The 20,735-nt window shown below is 58.8% G+C and carries 25 protein-coding genes and 1 tRNA gene; 14 read left to right on the plus strand and 12 right to left on the minus strand.

Annotation, left to right across the window (positions count from 1 at the left end; translation table 11 throughout):
- Positions 1-12 precede the first annotated feature (12 nt).
- Positions 13-207 (minus strand): Flp family type IVb pilin, encoded by a 195-nt coding sequence (locus ACQZ40_RS00615; RefSeq protein ID WP_448747183.1) that lies wholly within the window; start codon positions 205-207, stop codon positions 13-15.
- A gap of 415 nt (positions 208-622) precedes the next feature.
- Here ACQZ40_RS00615 and ACQZ40_RS00620 point away from each other — a divergent pair, with 415 nt between their 5' ends.
- Entirely contained in the window at positions 623-1,024 is a 402-nt protein-coding gene (locus ACQZ40_RS00620) for a pilus assembly protein N-terminal domain-containing protein (RefSeq protein WP_161987714.1), read from the plus strand.
- Positions 1,025-1,210: 186 nt separating this feature from the next.
- On the opposite strand, the gene ACQZ40_RS00625 is transcribed toward ACQZ40_RS00620, so the two are convergent.
- Together ACQZ40_RS00625 and ACQZ40_RS00630 are read right to left on the minus strand one after the other, a co-directional pair.
- A tRNA-Leu gene (locus ACQZ40_RS00625) sits at positions 1,211-1,297 on the minus strand.
- 119 nt (positions 1,298-1,416) lie between these two features.
- On the minus strand, positions 1,417-1,722 hold the full coding sequence (locus tag ACQZ40_RS00630) for an Rdx family protein (protein ID WP_003524477.1): 306 nt from the start codon (positions 1,720-1,722) through the stop codon (positions 1,417-1,419).
- A 145-nt stretch (positions 1,723-1,867) separates the two neighbouring features.
- Here ACQZ40_RS00630 and ACQZ40_RS00635 point away from each other — a divergent pair, with 145 nt between their 5' ends.
- The 4 genes from ACQZ40_RS00635 to ACQZ40_RS00650 all read left to right on the plus strand — a co-directional run bounded on the left by ACQZ40_RS00635 (position 1,868) and on the right by ACQZ40_RS00650 (position 4,718).
- Positions 1,868-2,317 (plus strand): DoxX family protein, encoded by a 450-nt coding sequence (locus ACQZ40_RS00635; protein WP_003524478.1) that lies wholly within the window; start codon positions 1,868-1,870, stop codon positions 2,315-2,317.
- 137 nt (positions 2,318-2,454) lie between these two features.
- Positions 2,455-3,180 carry a type 1 glutamine amidotransferase gene (locus tag ACQZ40_RS00640; protein ID WP_065654700.1) on the plus strand — a complete coding sequence of 242 codons (726 nt, stop codon included), beginning with the start codon at positions 2,455-2,457 and terminating at the stop codon, positions 3,178-3,180.
- Positions 3,181-3,238: 58 nt separating this feature from the next.
- On the plus strand, positions 3,239-3,427 hold the full coding sequence (locus tag ACQZ40_RS00645; protein ID WP_059759498.1) for a YegP family protein: 189 nt from the start codon (positions 3,239-3,241) through the stop codon (positions 3,425-3,427).
- Positions 3,428-3,605: 178 nt separating this feature from the next.
- Positions 3,606-4,718, plus strand: a complete 1,113-nt coding sequence (locus ACQZ40_RS00650; RefSeq protein WP_080855815.1) for a glycoside hydrolase family 25 protein — start codon at positions 3,606-3,608, stop codon at positions 4,716-4,718.
- A 12-nt stretch (positions 4,719-4,730) separates the two neighbouring features.
- Here ACQZ40_RS00650 and ACQZ40_RS00655 read toward each other — a convergent pair whose 3' ends face one another.
- Positions 4,731-5,606 (minus strand): DMT family transporter, encoded by an 876-nt coding sequence (locus tag ACQZ40_RS00655; protein ID WP_448747184.1) that lies wholly within the window; start codon positions 5,604-5,606, stop codon positions 4,731-4,733.
- A 115-nt stretch (positions 5,607-5,721) separates the two neighbouring features.
- Between ACQZ40_RS00655 and ACQZ40_RS00660 the strand changes: the two genes are divergently transcribed.
- Positions 5,722-7,134, plus strand: a complete 1,413-nt coding sequence (locus tag ACQZ40_RS00660) for an aminotransferase-like domain-containing protein (RefSeq protein ID WP_448747185.1) — start codon at positions 5,722-5,724, stop codon at positions 7,132-7,134.
- 72 nt (positions 7,135-7,206) lie between these two features.
- Complete coding sequence (locus ACQZ40_RS00665) at positions 7,207-7,524, plus strand: hypothetical protein (RefSeq protein ID WP_003524488.1); 318 nt, start codon at positions 7,207-7,209, stop codon at positions 7,522-7,524.
- A 71-nt stretch (positions 7,525-7,595) separates the two neighbouring features.
- On the opposite strand, the gene ACQZ40_RS00670 is transcribed toward ACQZ40_RS00665, so the two are convergent.
- Positions 7,596-8,054 carry an Rrf2 family transcriptional regulator gene (locus tag ACQZ40_RS00670; RefSeq protein WP_020808452.1) on the minus strand — a complete coding sequence of 153 codons (459 nt, stop codon included), beginning with the start codon at positions 8,052-8,054 and terminating at the stop codon, positions 7,596-7,598.
- Positions 8,055-8,208: 154 nt separating this feature from the next.
- Here ACQZ40_RS00670 and ACQZ40_RS00675 point away from each other — a divergent pair, with 154 nt between their 5' ends.
- Positions 8,209-9,096 carry an NAD(P)/FAD-dependent oxidoreductase gene (locus ACQZ40_RS00675; RefSeq protein WP_448747186.1) on the plus strand — a complete coding sequence of 296 codons (888 nt, stop codon included), beginning with the start codon at positions 8,209-8,211 and terminating at the stop codon, positions 9,094-9,096.
- On the opposite strand, the gene ACQZ40_RS00680 is transcribed toward ACQZ40_RS00675, so the two are convergent.
- Complete coding sequence (locus ACQZ40_RS00680; protein WP_162934009.1) at positions 9,097-9,873, minus strand: AraC family transcriptional regulator; 777 nt, start codon at positions 9,871-9,873, stop codon at positions 9,097-9,099.
- Between the two features lie 94 nt (positions 9,874-9,967).
- Between ACQZ40_RS00680 and ACQZ40_RS00685 the strand changes: the two genes are divergently transcribed.
- Positions 9,968-10,375 (plus strand): DUF2000 family protein, encoded by a 408-nt coding sequence (locus ACQZ40_RS00685; protein ID WP_078051400.1) that lies wholly within the window; start codon positions 9,968-9,970, stop codon positions 10,373-10,375.
- A gap of 69 nt (positions 10,376-10,444) precedes the next feature.
- Here ACQZ40_RS00685 and lepA read toward each other — a convergent pair whose 3' ends face one another.
- From lepA to ACQZ40_RS00700, 3 genes are all read right to left on the minus strand, one after another.
- Complete coding sequence (lepA, locus tag ACQZ40_RS00690; protein ID WP_035240402.1) at positions 10,445-12,283, minus strand: translation elongation factor 4; 1,839 nt, start codon at positions 12,281-12,283, stop codon at positions 10,445-10,447.
- Between the two features lie 61 nt (positions 12,284-12,344).
- Positions 12,345-13,214 carry a carbon-nitrogen hydrolase family protein gene (locus ACQZ40_RS00695; protein WP_078051399.1) on the minus strand — a complete coding sequence of 290 codons (870 nt, stop codon included), beginning with the start codon at positions 13,212-13,214 and terminating at the stop codon, positions 12,345-12,347.
- A complete protein-coding gene (locus ACQZ40_RS00700; protein WP_161987707.1) occupies positions 13,211-13,819 on the minus strand; it encodes a GNAT family N-acetyltransferase in 609 nt (202 codons plus the stop codon). The genes ACQZ40_RS00695 and ACQZ40_RS00700 overlap by 4 nt, the downstream gene beginning before the upstream one ends.
- 73 nt (positions 13,820-13,892) lie before the next feature.
- Here ACQZ40_RS00700 and ACQZ40_RS00705 point away from each other — a divergent pair, with 73 nt between their 5' ends.
- The 3 genes from ACQZ40_RS00705 to ACQZ40_RS00715 all read left to right on the plus strand — a co-directional run bounded on the left by ACQZ40_RS00705 (position 13,893) and on the right by ACQZ40_RS00715 (position 15,509).
- Positions 13,893-14,294 carry a ketosteroid isomerase-related protein gene (locus ACQZ40_RS00705; protein ID WP_271044818.1) on the plus strand — a complete coding sequence of 134 codons (402 nt, stop codon included), beginning with the start codon at positions 13,893-13,895 and terminating at the stop codon, positions 14,292-14,294.
- A 94-nt stretch (positions 14,295-14,388) separates the two neighbouring features.
- On the plus strand, positions 14,389-14,970 hold the full coding sequence (locus ACQZ40_RS00710; RefSeq protein ID WP_448747187.1) for a helix-turn-helix domain-containing protein: 582 nt from the start codon (positions 14,389-14,391) through the stop codon (positions 14,968-14,970).
- Between the two features lie 20 nt (positions 14,971-14,990).
- The gene (locus tag ACQZ40_RS00715; protein WP_448747188.1) at positions 14,991-15,509 is read left to right on the plus strand and encodes an N-acetyltransferase family protein; all 519 of its coding nucleotides are present in this window, start codon (positions 14,991-14,993) and stop codon (positions 15,507-15,509) included.
- 18 nt (positions 15,510-15,527) lie between these two features.
- On the opposite strand, the gene ACQZ40_RS00720 is transcribed toward ACQZ40_RS00715, so the two are convergent.
- The gene (locus tag ACQZ40_RS00720) at positions 15,528-16,601 is read right to left on the minus strand and encodes an alpha/beta hydrolase family protein (RefSeq protein ID WP_448747189.1); all 1,074 of its coding nucleotides are present in this window, start codon (positions 16,599-16,601) and stop codon (positions 15,528-15,530) included.
- A 145-nt stretch (positions 16,602-16,746) separates the two neighbouring features.
- Here ACQZ40_RS00720 and ACQZ40_RS00725 point away from each other — a divergent pair, with 145 nt between their 5' ends.
- Positions 16,747-17,841: a helix-turn-helix domain-containing protein gene (locus ACQZ40_RS00725; RefSeq protein WP_448747190.1), complete on the plus strand. Its 1,095-nt coding sequence runs from the start codon at positions 16,747-16,749 to the stop codon at positions 17,839-17,841.
- Positions 17,842-17,848: 7 nt separating this feature from the next.
- On the opposite strand, the gene ACQZ40_RS00730 is transcribed toward ACQZ40_RS00725, so the two are convergent.
- The gene (locus tag ACQZ40_RS00730; protein ID WP_125145151.1) at positions 17,849-18,952 is read right to left on the minus strand and encodes a TRAP transporter substrate-binding protein; all 1,104 of its coding nucleotides are present in this window, start codon (positions 18,950-18,952) and stop codon (positions 17,849-17,851) included.
- A gap of 162 nt (positions 18,953-19,114) precedes the next feature.
- The gene (locus ACQZ40_RS00735) at positions 19,115-19,585 is read right to left on the minus strand and encodes a group III truncated hemoglobin (protein ID WP_142844134.1); all 471 of its coding nucleotides are present in this window, start codon (positions 19,583-19,585) and stop codon (positions 19,115-19,117) included.
- 140 nt (positions 19,586-19,725) lie between these two features.
- Here ACQZ40_RS00735 and mbfA point away from each other — a divergent pair, with 140 nt between their 5' ends.
- Positions 19,726-20,709 (plus strand): iron exporter MbfA, encoded by a 984-nt coding sequence (gene mbfA / locus ACQZ40_RS00740; RefSeq protein WP_078051392.1) that lies wholly within the window; start codon positions 19,726-19,728, stop codon positions 20,707-20,709.
- Positions 20,710-20,735 lie beyond the last annotated feature (26 nt).

A 20,735-nucleotide genomic window follows, 5' to 3' on the forward strand; every position in this document is an offset into this window, starting at 1 on the left:
CTAGCGAAACGCTTAGGCTGGGTTTGTAGCGGCCGGCGCGTTGGCGTTGATTCTCTGGGAAAGTGCAAGGAAGAATGCATTGAGTCGCGTACCAACGGCCGAAGCGCCGCCGATGATGGCGACGGAAATAAGGGCCGCAATCAGGCCGTATTCGATTGCAGTAGCACCGGATTCATCCTTGAGGAAACGAGCGAAAATCTTGGTCATAGGGTCTCTCCTAACTCTGTGTTGGTTCAGCACGCCGACAACTGTTCTCCGTTGTTCGGTTGGGTTCAAACTACAGCGGAGCGATTTCCAAGCGCTTAAAAAAAACGATTAACTCAAAGTAAACGGCAGGATGAGTTTCTCTTGGTAAATAAAAACAAAAAGTATTGTCTGCATTTTTATATTTGCTGATAAACAAATATATTCAGACGCTGGCCATTTTTCCCGTCCGCCTAAGTTTCGGTTGAAAGAGGCGCAGCTGTTCAGTTTTGACGCGGGGCGAAGAGACATGAAAATATCAATACATTACGAATGGTTACCATCCTCGTTCCGGATTTCCGCCATTTAACGCTTCATTCACTAAAACCGCGCATTCTGTGGAGCAATAAAGTGCGGGTAGTGAGCAAGGGCCAAACGCGTGTCATCCGGAAAACTGGCGAAAATTGTGGTCGGCTTGTCCGTCTTTCTATCGGGTTCGCTGCAGCCCGCTTTTGCTGAAGATGACATATTGCGCGTTTCGATGAATCACGCCCGTGTCCTTCGTCTCGACCGCGCCGTCAGCAAGGTTATCGTCGGCAACTCCAAAGTCGCCGACGCCACGGTTGCCGATGCCACCACGATTGTTCTGACGGGTCGCAGTTTCGGCACAACCAATCTCGTGCTTCTGGATGCCGATGGCAATCCAATCGTGGATGAACGCATTCTCGTCTCCATCGACGAGGGCAATACGGTGCGTGTTTTCCGCCAGACTGAGCGGACCGTTCTGTCCTGTACGCCGAATTGCGAACAGCATTCGCAAAATAGTGGCGATCAGCCATAATAGGCAAGGTCGATCATATTTCAGACAGGACAAAAGGCCTTCCGACAAAAACGGAAGCGGCCTGTTCGTAGCTTTTCTGTAAGTGGAAAAGGCGAAAAAGCAACACGCTTCCCGGCGTTTACCGGTCGGCTATATGTTGCTGTTTTTTCGGCTAAGTTCTTGATCTGGCTAAGATCAAAAATGGAATGGTGCCCAGAAGAGGACTCGAACCTCCACACCCTTGCGAGTACCAGCACCTGAAGCTGGCGCGTCTACCAATTCCGCCATCTGGGCGACGGAGAGCGATGTACGAGGGCAGCCGCCCGGTGTCAACAGACTTTTTGAACTTTTATGACGATCATTGATTTTAAAGGGGAAAAACTTGGTTGGGGCTGTTGAAACATGTGGCCGGGTCAGGTGTCGAGCCCTTCATGCTTCGTTCTGTCCACATGACCGAGGTCGCGCTCCGGGTCGATGATGTCACGGATTCTCTGTTTGAGTTCTTTTGGGCCGGGAAAACCGCCATCGCGTTTGCGTTCCCATATGGTCGTGCCGTCCACGGTGATCTCGAACAGGCCGCCGGTTGAGGGAACGAGGCTGACTTCGCCGACATCGGAAGCGAAGGTCTGAAGGATTTCCTGCGCCATCCAGCCTGCCCGGAGCAGCCAGTTGCATTGCGTGCAATAGCGGATGGTTATGCGGGGTTTGGTCTCGGTCATCCTCAGGTCTCCTTCACCGCGCAGCGGCAATAATGTTCACGATAATGTCAACCATAATACTCATGTTTTTACCGGGCGTACGCTTGTTCTTATCATGCGGCTTTGCGAACAGAGAAGCTGTCGAAGGCTGAAACGTGGAGATCATATGGCACAGTTCGAGAATAATCGTCAGCGTCTTTTCGTTCCGGCGGTCGCACCGCTTTATAATGCGACGCATGATCTGGTGGAGACGATCCTGCGCGTCACGGCCGGGCTTCTTCTTGTCACCCATGGTTTCGGCAAGATCGTCAATCCTTTCGGCGCAGTCGGCATGGTGGAGAGCCTCGGCTTTTATCCCGGCGTCTTCTGGTCGCCGCTGCTTGCCGCCACGGAATTTTTCGGCGGCATTCTGGTCGCCATCGGCCTGTTCACACGGCCGGCATCTTTCGCGGCCATGATCGTTCTTCTGGTAACGGTTTATTTTCACGGCATCGTAAAGGCGGAAGGTCTGGGCGGCGCGGAAAAATCGATACTGTGGGCTGCGATTTTCCTGTTCTTCGCAGTTCGTGGCGGCAACCGGCATTCCGCAGACGCCAAGCTGGCGCGTGAATTCTAAGGCGCATAGGTCAGGTCATCCGCCTGTCGTCGCACTGACGACGCCGCGGCTCTTGAAAATCGATTTTTCTCGTGGTGAAGCTGGATTCGATCGGCACTCTTGGCCGGTTGAATCCATTGTCGTCTCCACGAGGTCTTATGCGCGTCGCAATCATAGAAAACATGGCGGGTACGCCGCATGGGCAACTCGGCGTAGCGCTGGAAGAAGCGGCGGCGGAAATCCATGTGATCCGCGCCTATGCGGGTGAGCCTCTCCCAACGGATGCCGCCGACCATGATGCGCTTGTCGTTCTGGGCGGCGAACAAAACGCGCTTGACGATGCGCTTTATCCCTATCTGGCTGATCTCGCCCTTCTCATGAAAGCCTTTGGCGATGCTGGTAAAGCCGTCATGGGTGTGTGCCTCGGCAGCCAGTTGCTGGCGCGCGCCTATGGCGGAGAGAATATTCTCTCGGGACCGCCGGAATTCGGCTGGCAGGATGTCTCCCTGACGGAAGAGGGCGTGTCTGATCCGCTATTGGCGGGGTTGGAAAAGACCTTTCCTATTTTTCAGTGGCATTGCGATACATTTACGCTTCCGCCGGACGCCACGCGGCTTGCGACCAATGGCGCGACACGAAATCAGGCCTTTCGCATCGGCCGGGCGGTCTATGGCACGCAATTCCATTTCGAGGCCTCGACCGCCGTGGTTGATGGCTGGTGCCAGGCGTTTCCTGCTTCCGTCGAAAGAATGTCGCCGGGCTGGCTGGAGAATTATCGTGACCACCGTGGCTTGCGCGCAGAAATGGCCGATGCAGCCGGGCTGGAAATCGCTCGAGCCTGGGTACGGCTCATTGAGATCGGCGATTTTCCGTTGCGAAAGTGATCGAGGCCGAACAGAGTTGCGGCTGATGGACTACCGCGCGAAAGGAGGCGCAAAGATTATGTACAAATTCGAAATCTATCAGGACAAGGCCGGCGAATATCGTTTCCGCTTCAAGGCATCCAACGGGGAGACAATGTTCTCGTCGGAAGGGTACAAGGCGAAGGCGTCGGCTATCCATGCGATCGAATCGATCAAGAGAAACTCCCCCGGCGCCGACACTGTCGATCTGACCGCCATGACGGCCTGAGCCGCGCCACGACGCGAGAACTCGAACCGTTTCGCCTGCCAGAAATGACGGGCGCATCGGCGTGTGCCGACGTAAAGATAAGATTCAGTCTTTTTTGATAATCTTCCGTTAGCATTTGTATTTCGAGGTCTCCGGGCGGCATCAGAGTGCCCCCGATTTGTTTTGCGTACGGGTTCTCATGCGTTCATCGGCTGTGCCAGCACTTTTCTTCGGTTGCTTCCTGCTTGGAGGCTGCACGTCCAGTTCCGGGCCGGAAAGCCTGATGGCCGGTTTGCCCTCGAAGGAAACGACGAGTTCGGTCACGCCATCCGCGCCGGTGCCGCAGGCAAGTGTCGGTACCCAGCCCATTTCAGCAAAGCCACGGCAGGAAGTTCTGGCATGGGGCGGGCCGGTGCCTGACGAACCCAAGGCCTTTTCCGCTGTCACCCCCAGGGCGTCGTTAACGCAGAATGCGCCTGAAATCCGTTTGCCGGTTCCGTCACAGGCGGCGGGAATGGTGCGGCCGGCGGAGCGCCCCACGATCAACCAGATGGAGCGCCCGGTCCAGTTGGCCATGGCTGCGGCCCCGGCGGCGAGCGCCGGTGCGCAAATCCGCTCGCGCATTTTCCGCTCCAGCTTCAGCGATGCCAAGCCGATCAATTTCGGCAAGGTCCAGCCGCGTCATTTCCAGGTCCACGGGGTGGATGTATCCCGCTGGCAGGCCAATATAAACTGGCCGCAGCTGCGCACACGCGGCGCCAATTTCGCCTTCATCAAGGCGACGGATGGCGGCGACCATCTCGATCCGATGTTCCGCACCAACTGGCAGCGCGCGAAGGAAGCGGGCATTCGCCGCGGCGCTTACCACTTCTTCTACTGGTGCCGCAACGCCAGCGAACAGGCGGACTGGTTCATTCGCAATGTACCGCGCGACCCGGAAGCCCTGCCGCCGGTCATCGACGTGGAATATAACGGCGAATCGAGCTGCAAGATGCGCCATTCCCGTGAACGCGTTCTGGAAAAGATGCGCGTCTTCATGGACAAGCTTGAGCGCCATTACGGCCAGCGGCCGATCATTTATACGGCGCCCGATTTTTACAAGGACAACCTCCAGGGCGAATTCCAGGATTATCCCTTCTGGCTGCGCGCCGTCGCCCAGCATCCGTCGGTGGTTTATCCCGGCCGCAAGTGGCTGTTCTGGCAATATTCCGGTTCCGGCCTGTCGCACGGCGTCGATGGTCGCATCGATCTCAATGTCTTCAACGGCAGTGAGGATGCGTGGCATCGCTGGGTGGACCGCCGTTCAAGCTGACGATGGCAATCATCAGCGCGCGAATTTTCGCGCGCCTGCAACACAGAGCACCACCACAAGCGTAACGGCGATCATTGCCGGGCTCACTTCCTCATGCAGCAGGGTTGCGGCAAGTGCGAGCCCGAAGAAGGGCTGAAGCAATTGCAGCTGGCCGACGGCTGCGATGCCGCCAAGCGCCAGCCCGCGATACCAGAAGATGAAGCCGATCAGCATGCTGAACAGGGAAACATAGGCAAGGCCGGCCCAGGCCTGCAGATCGATGCCGGCGAGTGTTTCCGGCCCGGTGAAGAAAGCAAGCGGCAGCATTACCGGCAGGGAAAGAACCAGCGCCCAGGAAATGACCTGCCAGCCGCCCAGCTTGCGGGAAAGGGCAGCACCCTCCGCATAACCGAGCCCGCAAACGATGATTGCGCCGAGCATCAGAAGATCGCCGGCAAGCGACGCCTCGATCCCGGCGGCAAACGAATTCGACAGCGAAAACCCCGCAACAAGCGCGCTTCCAAGACAGGAAAAGAGCCAGAAGACGGGGCGTGGGCGTTCTCCGCCGCGCAGCACGGCGAAGATTGCTGTTGCGAGCGGCAAGAGCCCCACGAAAATGATGGAATGCGCCGAGGTGACATGCCGCAGGGCGAGTGCGGTCAGTAACGGGAAGCCCACCACGACGCCGAGCGAGACGATGAAAAGCGATGTCAGGTCATCGCGCGCCGGGCGCTTTTGCCTGAACAGAAACAGCAGCGCCAGCGCCAGCGCGCCGGCAATGCTGGCGCGGGCGACGGTCAGGAACACCGGATCGAAACCCGTTACCGCAATGCGTGTCGCGGGCAGCGAACCGCTGAATATCACCACGCCTGTCAGACCGCTCAGCCAGCCGCTCGTCGTCTTGTCCATTGTCAACTCCTGCGTTTTGCCTTTCTTGATCCGGAATGGCTGGCAGGAACAGCGACAATCATATACAATTTCAACAAACTGTTATGGTATCATAAGCGGTACAGTTGGAGGAAGTGTGGACGGACAAGTCGCTGCGGGCACGCGCATAGAGAAGGTGATGGCAAGTGTGCGGCAACGCATCGCCTCGCGCAGCCTGGTGCCTGGCGCGCGCCTGCCGTCGGTCAGGGCACTGGCGAAGACCATGCAGGTTTCCACCTCCACCGTTGTCGAGGCCTACGACCGGCTCGTGGCGGATGGTACGATAAGCTCGCGCCCCGGCTCCGGTTTTTTCGTTTCGGGCCCGCTTGCGCCCCTGTCGCTTGCCGATATCGAGCCGCAGCTCGACAGGGCGGTGGATCCCTTGTGGGTCTCGCGGCAGGCGCTGGATGAGGGTTCCGTTCTCGCCAAACCCGGCTGCGGCTGGCTTCCCGCATCGTGGATGCCGCAGGAAGCGTTGAGGCGGGCGATGCGCGGGCTTGCCCGCGCCGACGCCGCCCTGCTGACGGATTATGGCAGTCCGATGGGGCTGTTGCCGCTGCGCCAGCTTCTGTCACGCCGGCTGGCCGAACACGGGGTGCAGGCGGGCGCCAGCCAGATCATGCTCACCGATTCAGGCACGCAGGCGATCGATCTTCTGTGCCGTTTCCTGCTGCAACCGGGGGATACGGTTGTTGTCGATGATCCCTGTTATTTCAATTTCCACGCCCTCTTGCGGGCGCATCGGGTGAAGATCGTCGGTGTTCCCTATACGCCGACCGGACCGGATCTGGCACTCTTCGAGCAGGCGCTGAAAGACCATCAGCCCCGGCTTTATATCACCAATTCCGCAATCCATAATCCGACAGGTGCAAGGCTTTCCGCCGTTTCCGCCCATCGCCTGCTGATGCTCGCCGAGCAGGTGGGGCTGACCATCATCGAGGATGATATTTTTGCCGATTTCGAAACCCAGGCCGCGCCCCGGTTGGCGGCCTTCGACGGTCTTAACCGCGTCGTCCAGATAGGCAGTTTTTCAAAAACACTGTCGGCCTCCGTGCGGTGCGGTTTCATCGCAGCACCCATGGCTTGGGTGGAAGCCCTGACCGATCTCAAGATCGCCACCACTTTTGGCGGAACGCATTTTTCGGCAGCGCTGGTCCTGTCGCTTTTGACCGATGGCAGTTACCGCAAGCATGTCGAGGCGCTGAGGCAGCGTCTTGCGGCAACGATGCCGGAGGTGGCGGCGCGTCTGAGGTCGGTCGTATGTGTGCCGTGGATCGAACCGCAGGCGGGCATGTTTTTATGGTGCCGCCTGCCGGACGGGGTTGATGCCGCCGATGTGGCGCGCCGAGCGCTTTCGCGTCAGGTGGTGCTGGCCCCCGGCAATGTGTTCAGTTCCTCGCAGAACGCCTCCGGTTTCATGCGTTTCAATGTGTCGCAAATGGCAGGTCCGCAGGTCATGACGGTGCTGGCGGAGGCGCTTCAGCAAGCGCCCGAACCTCGTCGGTTGTAAGCGTTCTGGAAGGAATCGGAACAAAATCCCGTGAACGTCGTTTTCTCCGCAGAATGAAGAGGAGGAAACACCATGACATTCGATCCCAACAACCCGCGTCCGGACCGCGATCTTCGTCCGGAAGTGAATATCAGCAATGAACCGCGTGCCCGCACGTCGTCGTCCTGGGTGCCGTGGTTGGCGATCATCGTCGTCGTATTGGTGGGCGTTTTCGCCTGGTCGCAGATGAGCGGCCCGACCACCGATCCGGCCACGACATCCTCCACCACGCCGCCTGCGGCAACGGATCAGGCACCGGCGCCCATGGCTCCAACCGCTCCGGCAACACCGCCTGCGAACAACACCGCACCGGCAAGCCCGAATACGGGCGGCACGCAGACCCAGCCGTAACGGGCCTACTGATATGATAAAACCGCCTGCCTCCGGGCAGGCGGTTTTTCTTTGCGGCCATCATCCGCGCCCTAAAGCTGCTCCATCGCGGAAGGGTGGTTGGAAACCCTGGACCAACGGCTGATGGATTCCTGTGCCAGTTGCGAAAGGGCAATGCTGCCGAAACGGGATAGCAGAATGTTTTCCGCCTCTTTCATGGCGTCGAAAAGTGCTGCATTGACGGCCTGTTCAATAACGCAATTCGGGTTGTCGCCCGCCAGCCCTATCGAGAACAGTTCCGGTGCGCCAAGCGCCCGGTAAATGTCGAGCAGCGTGATTTCGCTGAGCGGCCGCGCCAGCACCCACCCGCCGCCATGGCCCTTTTCCGACGAGACATAACCATGCTCGCGCAAGCCGGCCATCGTCCTGCGCACCACCACCGGATTGGTCTGAAGCATCGCCGCGATGCTCTCGGATGTCGCCGCACCCTTATGATTTTCCATATGGATCAGAATATGCAGCACCCGTGAAAGGCGCGTGTCGTGTCTCATTGTCCAAACCCGTCTGTTCACACCGACGCTATCACTTTCGAGGTGATGTAACAATATAAGTTGCGTGACTATTGACTCTAAAAATCACGTAACAATATAAGTATCGTGAAATGAACGGGCGCTTCCGCCTCTGTCCTGAAACGATGGGTGCATCATGAAATTCGACGTCATCATTATCGGCGGCAGCTATGCCGGCCTCTCGGCGGCCCTGCAGCTGGGACGCGCCAGAAAAAACATTCTGGTGGTGGACGCTGGGGAACGGAGAAACCGTTTCGCCAGCCATTCCCACGGTTTTCTCGGCCAGGATGGAAAGGCGCCGGGTGAAATTATCGCCGAGGCGCGCCGCCAGATCGAACGTTACCCGACCATAGATTGGGCTGAGGGCAGGGTGACTGATGCCGAAGGCGCCTTCGGCGATTTTGTAGTCGAGATCGACGGCAGCCGCCGTGAGACAGCGGACCGGCTGATCCTCGCCATGGGCGTCGCCGATGAATTGCCTGCTATTGCCGGGCTGAAAGAGCGTTGGGGCTCTTCGGTCTTCCATTGCCCCTATTGCCATGGTTACGAGCTCAATCAGGAAAAGATCGGTGTCATCGCCGCTTCACCTTTGGCCATTCACCACGCATTGATGCTGCCCGACTGGGGCGAGACGACCTTTTTCACCAATGGCGTATTCGAGCCGGATGGGGATCAGCAGGCATTGTTGGCGGCCCGGGGCGTGCGGGTGGAAACAACCCGCATCCGGGAAATTACGGGGCATGCGGATGTCGTTCTGGCGGATGGACGCAGCATCCCATTGGCTGGCCTTTTCACCCAGCCGAAATTGCGGATCGCCTCGAACTGGCTGGAAAAACTTGGCTGCGCCGTGGAGGAGGGGCCGATGGGATCGACCATCGTGACAGATCCCATGAAACAGACCACCGCCCGCGGCATCTTCGCCTGCGGTGATGTGGCAAGGCCTGCCGGCTCGGTCGCCCTTTCGGTGGGAGACGGCGCCATGGCGGGTGCTGCGGCTCACCGGTCAATCCTGTTTCCGGAATGATCAATGCGAAACAAGATTGAGCCAGCGGCCCGGCGGCATGCCGAAGGCATTTTTGAAATGTCGGGTAAAATGCGCCTGATCCGCAAAACCGCAGGCAAATGCCGTTTCCGCAAGGCCCGCACCCGCACGCATCATCTCTTTGCATTTTTGCAGCCGGCGCATGATGAGATAACGGTGCGGGCTGGTGCCGAACAGGCAGCGAAAGTGCCGAAAGAGCGTGAAGCGGTCGAGCCCGCTTATCCGTTCCAGCTCTTCGGAACCGACGGTGTCGGCGCTATTCTCCAGCAGATAGTCCCGGCACCGTAAAACGGCGATCCGGTCGATCCGTTTGATGGTTCTGGCGCTTCCGTTTGAATGTTTCCAGAGCAAATCCGCCAGTCTCGACTGCCAGTCGGTGAGAAGCAGATTGTCCGGCGCGCCTTCCAGATTGCCAAGCGCCTCGATGAGGCATTGCCGGAATTCCTCATCCTCGATGACGGGATTCTGGGCGAAAGGCAGCGCATTATATCCCGCCTCAGTCGCTTTTTCGGGCGGAAGATAAAGCATACGGTAGCGCAGGCCTTCATCGGTGCCTGCGCCACCATCGTGGACTTCGTCCGGATGCAGCACGATTACCCTTCCGGGCGTGCTGAAATGCGATTGCCCCCGATAGGAAAAAGTCTGGACGCCGGAAAGCGTGACACCCAGCGCATAGGTATCATGACGGTGCGGCGCATAGGCGTTGCCATGAAAACGCGCTTCGATGCGCTCTATGCCTTCGCTGGAGGGTGCCTGCACGATCCCTTCGAATTTGCACGAACGTTCAAGATCGCCGACGCCCCGAGGCGCTAGGATCGCTTCTCTTTCGTAACCACAGCCAGATTGAGTTCGCATGTTTGATACCAAGATCGCCGTCATCCTTCGCGATGACCTTGCCGTGTGGCAAAAACTGAACGTTACCGCATTTCTCATGTCCGGGATCGTCGCCCAGACCAAGGAGATCATTGGAGAACCATACCGCGACGGGGCGGGCAACGTCTATAATCCCCTGTCCATCCAGCCGATTGTCGTCATGGCGACGGATCAGGAGGCGTTGCGCAAAATCCACCAGCGATCCCTCGAGCGCGATGTTACGACATCGCTTTATATCGAGGAAATGTTCGCCACGGGGCACGATGTCGCCAATCGCCAGGTATTTTCGGAGTTTTCACCGGAGAATGCCAAGGTGGTCGGCATGGCGCTGAGGGCCGACAGGAAGATCGTCGACAAGATTACCAAGGGTGCGAAGCTGCACGCGTGATAGAAGCCTAAACGCAAAAGGGAGGCGATGGGCCTCCCTTCAATCGCGACGGCAATATGATTTTGCCGCTTATTCGTCGTTCATCTTCAGCGCAGCGATAAAGGCTTCCTGCGGAATTTCCACCTTGCCGAACTGGCGCATGCGCTTTTTGCCTTCCTTCTGCTTGTCGAGAAGTTTGCGTTTGCGCGTCGCGTCGCCGCCATAGCATTTCGCCGTCACGTCCTTGCGCAGCGCGCGCACGGTTTCGCGGGCAATGACCTTGCCGCCGATGGCCGCCTGGATCGGGATCTGGAACATGTGCGGCGGAATGAGTTCCTTCAGCTTTTCGCACATGCCACGCCCGCGCCGGTCGGCCGCCGAGCGGTGAACGAGCATGGAGAGCGCATCCACCGGATCGCCGTTGACGAGGATCGACATCTTGACGAGATCGCCTTCGCGATAGTCGATGATGTTGTAATCGAACGAGGCGTAACCCTTGGAGATGGATTTCAGCCGGTCGTAGAAATCGAACACCACTTCGTTGAGCGGCAGTTCATAGGTGATCATCGCACGGTTGCCGACATAGGTCAGCTCCGTCTGCAGGCCGCGCCGGTCCTGACAGAGTTTCAGGATGCCGCCGAGATATTCGTCCGGCGTCATGATCGTCGCCTTGATCCACGGCTCGCGGATTTCCTTGATCTTCACAACGTCGGGCATGTCGGCCGGGTTGTGCAGTTCCTTCTCCGTGCCATCGGTCAGCGTCATTTCATAGACGACCGAGGGCGCGGTGGCGACGAGATCGAGATTGAACTCGCGCTCGAGGCGTTCCTGAATGATTTCGAGATGCAGCAGGCCGAGGAAGCCGCAGCGGAAACCGAAACCGAGGGCGGCGGAGGACTCCATTTCGAAGGAGAAGGAAGCGTCGTTGAGGCGAAGCTTGCCCACCGCCGCGCGCAAATCTTCGAAGTCGGCCGCATCGACCGGGAAGAGGCCGCAGAACACCACGGGCTGCGCGGGCTTGAAGCCGGGCAGGGCCTGCGCCGTCGGGCGCTTGTCGTCGGTGATGGTGTCGCCAACACGCGTATCGGCAACTTCCTTGATCGAGGCGGTGATGAAGCCGATCTCGCCGGGGCCGAGGCTGTCGACATTGACCATCTTCGGGGTCAGCACGCCGACGCGCTCGATGCCGTATTTCGCGCCCGAGCCCATCATGCGGATCTGCTGGCCCTTGCTCAGCACGCCATCGATGACGCGCACCAGAACCATGACGCCGAGATAGGTGTCATACCAGCTATCGACCAGCAGCGCTTTCAGCGGTCCGTTTTCGCCGACTTCGCTCTTCGGCGGCGGCAGACGGTGGACGATGGCTTCCAGAACGTCGGGAATGCCAAGACCGGTCTTGGCGGAAATCATCACGGCGTCGGAGGCGTCGATGCCGATCACCTCTTCGATCTGCTCCTTGATACGGTCGGGTTCGGCCGCCGGCAGGTCGATCTTGTTGAGCACGGTGACCAGCTCGTGATTGTTGTCGATCGCCTGATAAACGTTGGCAAGCGTCTGGGCTTCCACGCCCTGCGATGCGTCGACCACCAGCAGCGAACCTTCACAGGCCGAAAGCGAGCGGGACACTTCGTAGGCGAAGTCGACGTGGCCGGGCGTGTCGATGAGGTTCAGCACATAGGTCTCGCCGTTATTCGCCTTGTAGTGCAGGCGCACGGTCTGGGCCTTGATGGTGATGCCGCGTTCGCGCTCGATATCCATCGAATCGAGAACCTGTTCCGACATGTCGCGTTCGGCAAGGCCGCCTGTCGACTGGATCAACCGGTCGGCCAGCGTCGATTTGCCATGATCGATGTGGGCAACGATCGAGAAGTTGCGGATATGGTCCAGGGGCGTGCGGGTCGAATTTGTGCTCATGTCCCGCGCTATAGCAGGGGCTTGTCACACCGCAAAGCGGGAATTTGGTTAAAAGCCTTTTAAAATGGGCTTTTCAGATCGCAAATTGCTCCGGCCAGTCGCGCCGGGTGGCCACCTGTCCTTCAGTGCGGAGCCTTGCGACGGCGGCAAGATCGATATCGGCGATCAGAAGCGTGCTCTGTGTCACCGCATCGCTTTCGCTTTCCGCGACGATACCGGATGCGGGCATGCCGTAGTCGGACGGCACGTAAAGGGCGGCGCGGCCGCGATTCTCATCGACGGCGGGAGACCATGGGGCCTCGCCCGCGGTGGGGGAGGAGAGGATGGCATATTGGTTTTCCAATGCCCTGGCCTGCGCGCCGATTCGTACCCGGTAAGCACCCGCCAACGTGTCGGTACAGCTGGGGGCGAGCACGAGTTCGACGCCGAGCTCCGCCAGTCTGCGGCCTAGCATCGGGAACTCGTTGTCGTAACAGATGAGGATGCCAAGCCTGCCGATCGGCGTCTCGAAGGCTTTCAGGCCCTCGATGCCGGCATGAATGTTCCATTGCTCCCGCTCGAAGCGGGTCATGATCTGCTTGTCCTGATAACCGATCAGCCCATCCGGGCCGAACAGCCATGCGCGGTTGCGGAACTTGCCGTCCGGGTCCTTCACCGGCGCGCTTCCCGGCTGGAAGAGGATTTGATGTTGCCGCGCCAGCTCCTCGCAAAGCTCTACCCAGGAAGGGATCAACGGCTGTATCTCTTCGATGGAACGGTGCAGATCGGAGCGCGCGGCGGGCGGCAATTGCCCGGTCAGCGTCATTGCCGAATATTCCGGCAAAAGCAGCAGTTCCGCACCCTTTTCCTTCGCCTCGCGAATGATGGCGGAGAGATGCGCGGCATAAGCCTCCCATGTCTCGATCAGCTCGATGGCATATTGGCTGGCGGCAAGGCGTGTCATTTGTCTCCGTCTCCGGCAAGAATGGTCTTCATCCAGAAGGACAGCGGTTTCGGGCTTTCAACGCTTTCGTCGAGGTCCTGCCATGTGAAGCTGGTGCGCAGTTCCGGGTGATGGCTATAACCGCGCTTTTCCCAGAAGGCGTTCAGCGGCACGTAGTCCGCCGGGCGTCGTGGATGGTCTGCGGGTCGCTCCACAGCACAGAAAGTGCACCTGTCGAAACCGAGCCGCTTTGCATGCGCCTCCCGTTCTTCGAAGAAACGCACCCCAATGCCGTGGCCGCGATAGCCGGGCAGAAGTACGCTTTCACCGAAGTAGAATATCCGGTCCGGATCGTAACCTGCTTTGACGAAGGGCTCCTTCACCTCTTCGGTCTCGGCCGCCATCGGCATGCCGGTGGACATGCCGATCACTTTGCCGTCATCAAGCGCCAGCACGAAGACGGCGCCGTCCGTATCGGCATAGGTCGCGAGATATTTGCGCTCATAGTCCAGCGAGCCGTCATAGAGATAGGGAAAGGCGCGAAACACCTCGATCCGCAGGCGCGCGAGGTCATCGAAATAGGGTGTGGCGTCAATGCCGGAAAGAGACTTGATTTCGACGGTCATGGGCATTTTCACTTTCGGTTGCACTGGTTATACCGTCATGGAAAACCCGCGCAAGCATTGAACGGAGAAGACGATGACCGCTGCCGAGACCATCCGCGCCTACTACGAAGCCTTCAACCGTCAGGACATGGATACCTTTCTGGCGCTTCTTCACGATGAGGTGGTGCACGACATCAATCAGGGCGAGCGCCAGACCGGCAAGGCCGCCTTCGCTTCCTTCATGGACCATATGAACCGCTGCTATAAGGAAAACCTCACCGACATGGTCATCATGGCGAGCGAAGATGGCAAGCGTGCTTCCGCAGAATTCATCGTCAACGGCGAATATCTCAAGACCGACGAGGGATTGCCCGAGGCGAATGGCCAGAAATACGTACTGCCGGCCGGTGCCTTTTTCGACCTGAAGGACGGCAAAGTTAGCCGAGTAACGAACTACTATAATCTGAACGACTGGATTGCCCAGGTCGGCGCCTGAGACGTTCTTTTGCCGCAAGCGACCGGCGGCAAAGAAGATGATAGTTTCCATTATCGTGGATATTGACTCCATCATATGAGAGTGCAATTCTCATATGATGGAAAACGAAGATCATATTCTTGAGCGCTCCATCGGCGAGCGGATCAAAACATTGCGGGCTGAAAACGGCCTGACGCTGGACAGGCTCGCCGCCGAATCCGGCGTCAGCCGCGCCATGATTTCCCGGATCGAGCGTGGAGAGGCGAGCCCCACGGCCTCGCTGCTGGCCCGCATCTGCGCAGCCCTTGGCCTGTCGCTTTCCGGTTTCTTCGCTGAAAACGAAGAGGCTGTGTCCCCGCTCATGAAAAAGCGTGATCAGCAGCTCTGGAAAGATCCGGAGACCGGTTATGTGCGCCGCGCCATCTCTCCGCCGCGTGTGGGATCCGATGTCGATATCGTCGAAGTCGAATTTCCGCCCGGCGCGCGCGTCGGCTTCCCTCCGCATGCGGCGAGCCGGGGGATGACGCAATATGTCTGGCTTTTCGAAGGTGTGCTGGAAATGACGAGCGGCGGAGACGTTCACCGGCTGGAACCCGGCGATTGCCTTTTCATGCCGGTTGGCGAGGGGCATGTTTTCCACAATCCTACCGAAAAACCTGCCCGTTATGCCGTCGTGCTGGATCAAAGACAGCGCTGATTTCCCCGACAGGAGTTTTTATGACCACCATCCGCGTGTTGAACCGGGAAGAGACGATTGATGCCCTGCCTGAACTCTGCGAAGTCCTCGCTGCCTGCGTGAACGGCGGCGCGTCCGTCGGCTTCATGTTGCCCTTTTCTCCACAGGATGCCGAACCTTTCTGGCGATCCGCAGCGGAAACAGTGGGCGAGGGGGCGACCATTCATGTGGTGGCGGAAGTGGATGGCAAGGTGGTGGGCACCGTGCAGGTCGGCCTTGCCTCCAAACCCAACCAGCCGCATCGCGGCGATCTGATGAAGCTTCTGGTGCACCCGTCCGCGCGAGGCCTCGGGCTTGCCCGCAAACTCATGCAAAAAGTGGAAGAGGAGGCGGCGAAACGCGGTCGTACCCTTTTGGTGCTGGATACGGCCACGGGCAGCGATGCCGAGGCGATTTATCCTCGCCTCGGCTGGGAGCGGGTCGGCGTCATCCCCGATTACGCCCTGTTTCCTGATGGAGGCTTTTGCGGCACGACCCTTTTCTACAAGCGGATCGGCTAGGCCTTTCAGTCTGCCGCCTTACTGACCCGGCTTCAGTGTACGGTTGAAGGCGGCAGCGATCATCGTCTCCAATTGTGCGTGAATATCCGCGCGGTCCCGCGGTCCGGCCGGTTCGCAGATGGGATCGCGCTCGCCGACGGATTTGAGAAAGGCGTCGGCATCCGGTTTGCACAACGGCAGGAAGCTGAAATGATTGGCCTCATCCACTTGCTGATAGGTCGCGCCGGGCACTTCGTTCGCGAGTTTATCTGCAAGCACGGCGGGCGGAATTTTGCCCTTACTGCCGAGATTGATGAAGGTGAGCGGAATATCGATCTGCTTCAGGCTGTCAGGCTGAAAGGCGAGCGCCAGACCGGGATCAACCAGCACGGCGGACCGAATACGGGGATCGTGGTTCTGCTGCTCGAATTGAGCCTTGTCTATGGTTCTGAGATCGAGCTTCGGCACGCTGACCGGCTCGCCATTGAGATAACCCCGGCCACCGGCGAACCATTGGCAATCCATCATCGTGGCATAGTCTTCGCAATAGCGCGCATAGGCATCGAGATCGGCGCGCGCGCCCGAAATCTCCATCGCCGCGCTGCCGCCGAGCGAAAAGCCGAGCACGCCGATCCTTTGCGCGTCGATAGCACTCGACCATTTGCCCTTTGCCGTTAGAACAGTGACAATCGTGGAGAGATCGTCCGTTCGCTCCCAGATTTTCGGTGTATCGGCGGGTGTGGAATCGCCGCTGGTGGTGCCGGGGTGGTTGGCTCCTGCCACAATGAAACCTTCGCTCGCAAGCTTCGCTGCGATCCATGCCATGCCGGACACTCGTGAACCCGAGCCGTGAGACAGAAGCACAAGCGGCAGCCGACCCGGTTTCACAGCACCATCCTTGAACACGGGCGCGCCCTGAAAAATCCGGTCATCGCCGGAAACCGTCTGCGTGCCCTTTCCGTCGGAGGGATACCAGATGGTGACGGCAAGATCCTTGCCGCGTGCCGGCGAATGGATGGTGGTTTCGCTGACGCCGACAGCCTCGCCTGCAAAAACAGGCTGGGTGACGAGAGCGGAAAACAGGATGGCCGTGACGGTGGCGATAGGGCGCATGAAAACCTCGTGCGGTTGGAAAGAACGGGGTTCAATCTGCGCCGTGACATGTTTTTTGCGTCCTTGATCGTGTTAAAGGTCGTCCCGAAACGCGATCTGGTCCATGAATTGGCAATATAAGCCGTTGTTTCGGGGATATTCATTCGTGCTGTTCATTCCGCTGCCTTTCGTCGTGGCGCTTCTGCTGGTTGTCATGTTCATCGTGTTCTTTCGAGGCGGAGACGATGTGCGAACCAATCGGGCCTTTCTGACGTTGATCGCGCTTTGTGCCCTTCAATCCGTCCTTGTCGGACTGCGCTGGGGGTATGGCGTCAGCGAAGCGCGTTATGTTTTGCCGGTCCTCGCCGCCTGCCTGCCGCCGCTCGTCTACATTGCTTTTCGTGGGCTGATGAGAGTGGCGGCGGAGAGCAGGATAGCGATGCTTGCCAACCTCGCTTTGTCGCCTTTGCTCATCGTCATCATGGAATTCATCTGGCCGATGGCGATCGATCTTGCGCTGATCGTCATTTTTGTCGGCCACGCCATTGCCCTGCTTCTTCTTGGCAGAAAGGGGCCGGATGGGCTGGACGAGGCGCAATTTGCCAGCGTCACCTCGGCGCACCGGGCGCTTATTATCGCTGCCATCGCTCTTTGTGTTTCTGCCCTGTTCGATCTGCTCGTGTTTTTCGATTTCGAATGGGCGCATGGGCAGAATGTCGCAGCGCTGGTCAGCAATGCCAATCTTTTTGGCCTGCTGTTGATTGGCCTCATGGCCGCGCTGGCCGGCAAGAGCAAGGCGCCGCAAACAGCCATAGAACCTGTCGCGGAATTGCCACCGTTGGCGGAGCCATCGGAACAGGACCGCGATATCGTTGCAAGGGTTGATCGGCTGATGGAGACACAGGCGCTTTACCGCGACGAGAACCTCAACCTGTCGCGGCTTGCAAGACGCCTCGGCCTACCGAGCCGGCAGATATCAGGCGCGATCAACCGCTCGCTCGGCGTCAATGTCTCGCAATATGTCAATCAGTTGCGCATCCGCGAAGCCTGCCGGTTGCTGGAAGAGACGGAGCAATCGGTGACGGCGATCATGCTGTCCTCCGGCTTTCAGACCAAGTCCAACTTCAACCGCGAATTTCGCCGCGTCACCGGCATGAGCCCGGTGGACTGGCGGGAGCGTGAAGTGTGGAAGCTGGTCTCGCCAAACAAAACGGTCACCCGGCAGCTGCCGGATGACCGTTTGAAGATCGTAGGAAAATGATGGGGGATCAGAGCGTGCCGTTGCGCTGCTGGATCATCATGTAGGTGTCATAGGTGTATTCGGCGATCTGGGCCCAGAGATAGGCGTCCTTCTTGAAGGCCTGCTGGCTCTCGTAGATCTTCTTGAAGCTCTCGTTCTTGGCAGAAATCTCCGCATAGGTGTCCTGTGCCGCCTTGTGGCAGACATCGAGGATTTCCTGGCTGAAGGGGCGCAGGATGGCGCCCTGCGCCACGAGTTCCTTCAGCGCCTTGGGATTGCGGGCGTCGTAACGCTCCAGCATGCTGGCGCTGCCGGCGGCGCAGGCGTCTTTCAGGATGCGCTTGTAGTTCTCCGGAAGCTCGTTGAACTTCTGGAGATTGACGAAGGCATGAACGGCCGGGCCGCCTTCCCACCATGCCGGGTAGTAATAATATTTCGCGACCTTGTAGAAGCCGAGCTTCTGGTCGTCATAGGGACCGACGAATTCGGTGGCGTCGATCGTGCCCTTTTCCAGGGCCGCATAGACATCGCCGCCGGCGATCTGCTGAGGTGTCACGCCGACCTTCTGCATCACCTGGCCGGTCAGGCCGGCGATACGCATCTTCAGACCCTTCAGGTCGTCGATGGTGTTGATTTCCTTGCGGAACCAGCCGCCCATCTGGGCACCGGTATTGCCGAGCAGGATCGAGTAAATATTGTGCTGGGCAAGGAATTCGTTGAGCAGCTCATTGCCGCCGGCCTGGTTGAACCAGGCATTCGTCTGGCGTGCATTGAGGCCGAAAGGAACCGAGGTTCCGAGCGCGAAGGTCGGGTCCTTGCCGACGTAATAATAGGAGCAGGTATGCGCCATTTCGACGGTGCCGGCCGTCACCGCATCCGCCGCCTGCAGCGCCGGCACGATTTCACCGCCGGCAAAGTGCTGAATGACGAAGTTGCCGCCGGAGGCTTCCTTGACATGGTCGGCGACGATCTGGCCCGCGCCGAAAAGAATGTCGAGGCCTTTGGTGAAGGACGATGTCATGCGCCAGGTGATCTTGGGGTTTTCCTGCGCAATAGCCGGAGCGGCAAGCGCCGTTGCGGTAACACCGGCGCTGAGAGCGCCCGCCTTGCGGATAAATGATCTGCGATCCATGTCGATAAGCCCTGTTATGTCTGCATATTACAGGCGAACCGCACGGTACGCCTCCCGCTGGCTACTAAACATTTATCCCTGCAGCCATCAAGAGGGAATGTTCGAAACTTGCGTGATCTCCGGTGATGCTTGGCGAATGTTGCTTCGTCACGTCTTTCCGCGTCACTTGCTGCGCATCAACGCCGGGTCGTCCATTGCGGGATTGTAAAACAGTGAAAGCGTCAGGCTTCTGGCGATGCGTTCCGCCGTTTCCATGAACCAGTCGTGGGCCTCTTTGCTTGGCGCAATATCATCAAGCGTAGCGGAAAACAGCGCAAGCCATTGCGGGAAAAGCTCCGCCGACATGCCCTTTACGCCGAGATGCGCCTGCACGGGTTTGCCGCCATAGCCACCATTCTTGAACGCGACAGCCGCCCAGAACTGTTTCATTCTGGCCATATGCTCCGGCCAGCGCCCAGCAAGCCGCGCATCAAAAACCGGGCCGAGCGTGGGATGTGCAAGAACGCGGCCGTAGAATGTCTCCACCAGCAAATCGATGAAACCGGCATCGACGCCGATCTCCGCCATGGCTTTTTCCGCCCTGTCCTGAATTTCCGCGCTGTGAGCGGCTCTGGCCGCAACGTCGTCCTGCATGGTGTTTCCTTTTTCGCGAATTTACCCCGCTGCGATGCGGCCCGCAATGCGACCCTTTGCCTTATTAGAATTATTCTAAGAAGGCTTGATCCCGGTGCGATGCGGATGTATTTAGAATTATTCTAAAAAAGGTCTCAGCCATGTTTCGCAGTCTTTTTTCCCTGTCCAAACGTCCCTTTTCCTCCCTTGGCGAACAGGAAATCCTCGCGCTCGCCATTTCATCCGAGGAGGACGATTCCCGCATCTATCGCTCCTATGCCGATCATCTGCGCGCGCAATATCCGCAATCCGCCAAAGTCTTCGAGGATATGGCCGAGGTCGAGCAGCAGCATCGAAACGTGCTGATCGATATGCATCGCCGCCGCTTCGGAGAAACCATCCCGCTGATCCGCCGCGAACATGTGCGTGGTTTCTATGAGCGCACCCCGGACTGGCTGGTGAAGAACCTGTCGCTCGAAAAAATCCGCGCCCAGGCCGAATTGATGGAAGCGCAGGCGATCCGCTTCTACGATGAGGCCGTCAAGCGTACCAGCGATGCCTCAACACGCAAGCTCCTCGGCGATCTGGCCGAGGCGGAGCGGGGTCACGAAGACATTGCGCAGATGCTGCAAGAAAAACACCTCGATGAAAACGGCAAGACCGAAGAGGCGGAAACCGCAAAACGGCAATTTCTTCTGACCTATATTCAGCCGGGTCTTGCGGGGCTTATGGATGGCTCCGTCTCGACGCTCGCGCCGATTTTCGCGGCCGCCTTTGCCACGCAGGATACCTGGCAGACCTTCCTTATCGGCCTCTCGGCCTCCGTTGGTGCGGGTATTTCCATGGGCTTCACCGAAGCCGCCCATGATGATGGCAAGCTTTCTGGCCGCGGTTCTCCGGTAAAGCGGGGCCTGGCCTCGGGCATCATGACGGCCATAGGCGGCCTCGGCCACGCATTGCCCTATCTCATTCCGCATTTCTGGACAGCGACCGCGATTGCCGCCGTCGTCGTTTTCGTGGAACTCTGGGCCATCGCCTTCATTCAGAACCGCTTCATGGAAACGCCGTTCCTGCGCGCGGTGTTTCAGGTGGTCCTCGGCGGCTCACTGGTGCTTGCGGCCGGCATTATCATCGGCAATGGGTGAAAAAAGAAAGAGCCCGCAACAGCGGG

Source organism: Agrobacterium sp. 16-172Ci (genome assembly GCF_053522725.1).

Excerpts from the sequence above, each read along its gene's own strand:
- ACQZ40_RS00615 (WP_448747183.1), bottom strand. The coding sequence starts at position 207 with ATGACCAAGATTTTCGCTCGTTTCCTCAAGGATGAATCCGGTGCTACT.
- ACQZ40_RS00630 (WP_003524477.1), bottom strand. The coding sequence starts at position 1,722 with ATGACCGAGACCAAACCCCGCATAACCATCCGCTATTGCACGCAATGC.
- ACQZ40_RS00635 (WP_003524478.1), top strand. The coding sequence starts at position 1,868 with ATGGCACAGTTCGAGAATAATCGTCAGCGTCTTTTCGTTCCGGCGGTC.
- ACQZ40_RS00640 (WP_065654700.1), top strand. The coding sequence starts at position 2,455 with ATGCGCGTCGCAATCATAGAAAACATGGCGGGTACGCCGCATGGGCAA.
- ACQZ40_RS00645 (WP_059759498.1), top strand. The coding sequence starts at position 3,239 with ATGTACAAATTCGAAATCTATCAGGACAAGGCCGGCGAATATCGTTTC.
- ACQZ40_RS00650 (WP_080855815.1), top strand. The coding sequence starts at position 3,606 with ATGCGTTCATCGGCTGTGCCAGCACTTTTCTTCGGTTGCTTCCTGCTT.
- ACQZ40_RS00655 (WP_448747184.1), bottom strand. The coding sequence starts at position 5,606 with ATGGACAAGACGACGAGCGGCTGGCTGAGCGGTCTGACAGGCGTGGTG.
- ACQZ40_RS00665 (WP_003524488.1), top strand. The coding sequence starts at position 7,207 with ATGACATTCGATCCCAACAACCCGCGTCCGGACCGCGATCTTCGTCCG.
- ACQZ40_RS00670 (WP_020808452.1), bottom strand. The coding sequence starts at position 8,054 with ATGAGACACGACACGCGCCTTTCACGGGTGCTGCATATTCTGATCCAT.
- ACQZ40_RS00675 (WP_448747186.1), top strand. The coding sequence starts at position 8,209 with ATGAAATTCGACGTCATCATTATCGGCGGCAGCTATGCCGGCCTCTCG.
- ACQZ40_RS00685 (WP_078051400.1), top strand. The coding sequence starts at position 9,968 with ATGTTTGATACCAAGATCGCCGTCATCCTTCGCGATGACCTTGCCGTG.
- ACQZ40_RS00695 (WP_078051399.1), bottom strand. The coding sequence starts at position 13,214 with ATGACACGCCTTGCCGCCAGCCAATATGCCATCGAGCTGATCGAGACA.
- ACQZ40_RS00700 (WP_161987707.1), bottom strand. The coding sequence starts at position 13,819 with ATGACCGTCGAAATCAAGTCTCTTTCCGGCATTGACGCCACACCCTAT.
- ACQZ40_RS00705 (WP_271044818.1), top strand. The coding sequence starts at position 13,893 with ATGACCGCTGCCGAGACCATCCGCGCCTACTACGAAGCCTTCAACCGT.
- ACQZ40_RS00710 (WP_448747187.1), top strand. The coding sequence starts at position 14,389 with ATGATGGAAAACGAAGATCATATTCTTGAGCGCTCCATCGGCGAGCGG.
- ACQZ40_RS00715 (WP_448747188.1), top strand. The coding sequence starts at position 14,991 with ATGACCACCATCCGCGTGTTGAACCGGGAAGAGACGATTGATGCCCTG.
- ACQZ40_RS00720 (WP_448747189.1), bottom strand. The coding sequence starts at position 16,601 with ATGCGCCCTATCGCCACCGTCACGGCCATCCTGTTTTCCGCTCTCGTC.
- ACQZ40_RS00730 (WP_125145151.1), bottom strand. The coding sequence starts at position 18,952 with ATGGATCGCAGATCATTTATCCGCAAGGCGGGCGCTCTCAGCGCCGGT.
- ACQZ40_RS00735 (WP_142844134.1), bottom strand. The coding sequence starts at position 19,585 with ATGCAGGACGACGTTGCGGCCAGAGCCGCTCACAGCGCGGAAATTCAG.
- mbfA (WP_078051392.1), top strand. The coding sequence starts at position 19,726 with ATGTTTCGCAGTCTTTTTTCCCTGTCCAAACGTCCCTTTTCCTCCCTT.